The 3507-nt window shown below is 58.8% G+C and carries 4 protein-coding genes and 1 rRNA gene; 1 reads left to right on the forward strand and 4 read right to left on the reverse strand.

Going from position 1 to position 3507, the window contains the following annotated elements; genetic code table 11:
• From AWU74_RS04480 to AWU74_RS04490, 3 genes are all read right to left on the reverse strand, one after another.
• Positions 1–691: radical SAM protein (locus tag AWU74_RS04480; protein WP_368853458.1), on the reverse strand; the 691-nt coding region annotated here is incomplete at its 3' end.
• 252 nt (positions 692–943) lie between these two features.
• On the reverse strand, positions 944–1669 hold the full coding sequence (locus tag AWU74_RS04485) for a DNA-binding domain-containing protein (RefSeq protein ID WP_062328046.1): 726 nt from the start codon (positions 1667–1669) through the stop codon (positions 944–946).
• A 165-nt stretch (positions 1670–1834) separates the two neighbouring features.
• Positions 1835–2809, reverse strand: a complete 975-nt coding sequence (locus AWU74_RS04490) for a leucine-rich repeat domain-containing protein (RefSeq protein ID WP_187149482.1) — start codon at positions 2807–2809, stop codon at positions 1835–1837.
• Positions 2810–2915: 106 nt separating this feature from the next.
• Between AWU74_RS04490 and AWU74_RS13180 the strand changes: the two genes are divergently transcribed.
• A complete protein-coding gene (locus AWU74_RS13180) occupies positions 2916–3119 on the forward strand; it encodes an HRDC domain-containing protein (protein WP_086046276.1) in 204 nt (67 codons plus the stop codon).
• Between the two features lie 244 nt (positions 3120–3363).
• On the opposite strand, the gene rrf is transcribed toward AWU74_RS13180, so the two are convergent.
• Positions 3364–3475: ribosomal RNA gene (gene rrf / locus AWU74_RS04495) — 5S ribosomal RNA — on the reverse strand.
• Between the last annotated feature and the right edge of the window lie 32 nt (positions 3476–3507).

The raw sequence follows: 3507 nt of genomic DNA on the forward strand, positions 1-3507 counted from the left end.
TATCGGCGGTGCCGTTAAAATCCTCCAGTCCGGTGTGTTCCCGCACGGCTTCGGCGACGTCCAGATAGTATTCAAGCTCGCGGCGTTCGGCGATGAAGCCGCCCGAAACCGTTACGTGGTCAAAGCCCTCTTTATACGCGGCGGCGACCTCCCCCGCCTGCCGCGGCGTCTTCCAGCCTATGCCCTGCGCCTCGCCGTATGCCGCTTTTGTGGCGTTTATGTTGCAGAACAGGCAGTCCAGTCCCTTGTCTTTCAGGGAACACTCGTTGCTGTAGGCGACGAGCAGCGCGCCGTACCCGACGTCAACCGCCACGGTGCGCATCGCCGTTCCGTCCGACGTATTCAGCCGGTAGTACGCCGGGCGCCTGGGAAAGCCGACCTTTTCAAACACGGCTTTGCCGCCGTCGTACACGTTGTACTGCCCGTCCTCATATCTGAGGGACAGGGGGCTGTCCGTGTTCCAGTATATTTCCGTCCAGTAGTTCCCCTCCGGCGTCAGAAAGTAGTCGGGGAACTCGACTCCGCTGTGCCAGTGCTTGTCGCGGGAAAATATGCAGTGTACGCGCTCGGTGTGCTCGACGCCCAGCGCGAGATGCCTGAATATATCCGGCTCAAAGGCGATTCCTTCCGCCAGAATCCGGTTCTTCAGGTAGATTTCGTCCTTCAGCTTCCGCTTTTCAGCCTCTGTCATTGCGTTTTCTCCCTCATTCCGTACCGCCGCCTCCGCTCTGTTTGCGTGCCTGACAGCCGCTTTAGCCGCGGGGAACGTTCGGGTTCTTTGAGGGAACTCTACATTAGGCGCGGAATATAGGCAAGCGCACGCAGCGTGCCTATGCCCCGCCCGCGGCTCCGCCTGTGCCCCGCCCGCATAACTGCCTGTTATACGGGCGCATAACTGCCTGTACTCCGCCCGCATAACCGTCGGTGATGCGGGCGGGCGCGTTCACGTTACCGTCAGCGTTTTCCGGTAGTCTATGACGCGCGTATCCCTGAGCAGTTGTTTGCCGTGCATATATCGCGTGACCACCCGCAGCGTGTACGCGCCCGCCTCCAGATCCGGCGGCACCTGCGCGATGATCCGCTTCGGCATATTCTCCGCGTAGCGGTGCCCGATCCGGGTCGCTTCTCCTGCGCCGTCCACAAAAAACACGCCGCATTCGCCGTCGTCGTCCGGGGCGACTTTGAGCCGAGCGCCCGAAAGCGACATGTCCTCGCCCCGCGTTACCGTGTCGTCGGCTCTGCCGCTGGAAAGGTCCGTCACCGAGCCTATGTACGCGCCCGAATCCTTCATGCCGAGCACCAGAACGCCCACGCCGTCCAGCGCGGCACGGAGTTCCGCCGTGGCGCTCAGGTCGAAGCCGAGCGAGTGCCGCGCCGGGTCGAAGGCGCGGTCGTCGCCCGTCCACACGCCGCGGACGCGGGGCGCTATGTGCGCGACGCCGGTCTGCACGCTGTAGCCCTGCCGCAGCTTGTCGCGCCGGACGCGGTCGGCGTGGTTCAGCACGTCCACCAGCGTCTCAAGCTGAAGCTCCGAGCCCGCCGCCTTTATTGCCCGCGCGATATCCTCCGTATAGGCGGTCTTGCCCGCGGTCGATATTTCGGCGTAGTAGTTGTCCTCTTCCGTGAGCTTGTTCTCCTGCAGCCACACCTTCCATTCGCTGTCGTTCATGGTTTATTCCTTATAGCGCCGTTTCCCCGGCGCAAGAGTGGGCGAACCCGCATTCGTCTCTCCCGCGCCGCATCAGTATATATAATATATGGCATTATCATGCGCATATACGGCATTAGTACGCGGCGATTTCTCACGCGCCGTCTTGCCGCCGTTAGAGTCACCCTATCCGTGCGACAGAGTCGTCACTTCTCTAAACTTGCCAGGAGAGTCGTAGCCAAAAAACTTGCTAGAAGAGTCGTAGTCAAACGGTCCGTCCAAAAAGGAAATGCCACTGTTACAGGACATGGCTATTTCGTTATTCAGACACTTCTTTGCCTCTTCGTCCGGCACAAAGATGGTGAACCCAGCTTCGGTGTCCCGTCCAGCCGCATAAAACATCTCTGAGCCGAAATGTGCTGGCACTTTTGCCCCTAAGATGAGCGATTCGAGCTTATAGCAGTCGGAGAACGCATAGGCTCCAATGCTCGTTATCAAAGGCAGGCTTATTTTAGCAAGCGCGGTACAGCCAGAGAACGCACGGCTGCCGACACATGTTGCCCAAGACAGGTTTATTTCGGCAAGCGCGGTACAGCCGGAAAAAGCACAGTCGCCGATGCCCGCCACCTGTTGTATGTTTGCTTCGGCGAGCGCGGTGCAGTCGGAGAACGCGCCGTCTCCAATGCTCGTCGCCTGCGGAAGGTTTACTTCGGCGAGTGCGCCACAGCCGGAAAAAGCATAGCCGCCTACCGTCACTACGCCTTTCGCTCTGAGCGTTTTAAGCGAGGCGAAAGAGCTGAACGTGGCAGCTTTGTCCGCGCCTTCCGCTATTTCCGTAAGCGCATCCGGCAGCGCGAGCGACACGACCCTGTCCGTACCCGTACCCGCATCCGTATACCGCTCCCATACAGTCAGACCGGTACGTTCGGGGGTGTACGCATCGTTGTTTTCCACGCCCGTATACCGCTCCCATACAGTCAGACCGGTACAGGCGCTCAGGTCGAGGGCGACATACTTGCGCGCCATTCTGATAACGGCAAACAACACCCGCACGTCCGCTGACGACAAATCGACGCCGGCGAGCCTTACCGAAAGCGTCCTATCCGTCTCTTCGTCGGCAAGATAATCTATCATCCCTGCGATAGTTCTAAATTCAGGCATAAGAACCTCCATATACAGCGCCATTTCCCGGCGCAAGAGTGGGCGAACCCGCATCCGCCTCTCCCGCGCCGCATCACCGGCGCGAGTATAGCACAGGCGCGGGCGGATAGATAGGCGGAGGGGGCATTCGCGCCCGGTTGCCTGCCGAGCGGATTTTGCCGACGCGACTCTCAAGGATATGTGCCGCAAGCTGCCGCAGACGAAGGCGCGATTCCTCGAAGTGCCGGGAGTCGGCAAGGCCAAAATGGAACAGTACGGCGACCGGTTTACGGCGGAAATCAAGGATTTTCTGGAGAGCGGCGCACATTAGGAAGCGGCAGGGGTGCCGGCGAAGAAAAAATCACGACATTCGGCAGCACAAGAAAACAGTTCGGCAAAAGCAAAAGGTGCGTTTCAAGAAAAACCGGACGGTTTTTTTTGAAAGCTATAGCGTATCCAGATGCGCCATACGCCAGCGGCGCGTCTGGATACGCAAAAATATGTCCTGACCTTGGAAATAAAAATACCCCGCTGCTTGCAGCGGGGTATCAGACTTTAGAAGAAACTAATAAAAAACCTGGCAGCTACCTACTTTCCCGCCGCGAGGGCAGTATCATCGGCGTAAGAGGGCTTGACTTCCGTGTTCGGGATGGGAACGGGTATTACCCCTCCACTATGGCCACCAGGCATAGCAACAAATATAAGAAAAGGGTAGGGAA

It is taken from the genome of Treponema endosymbiont of Eucomonympha sp., from assembly GCF_001028545.1.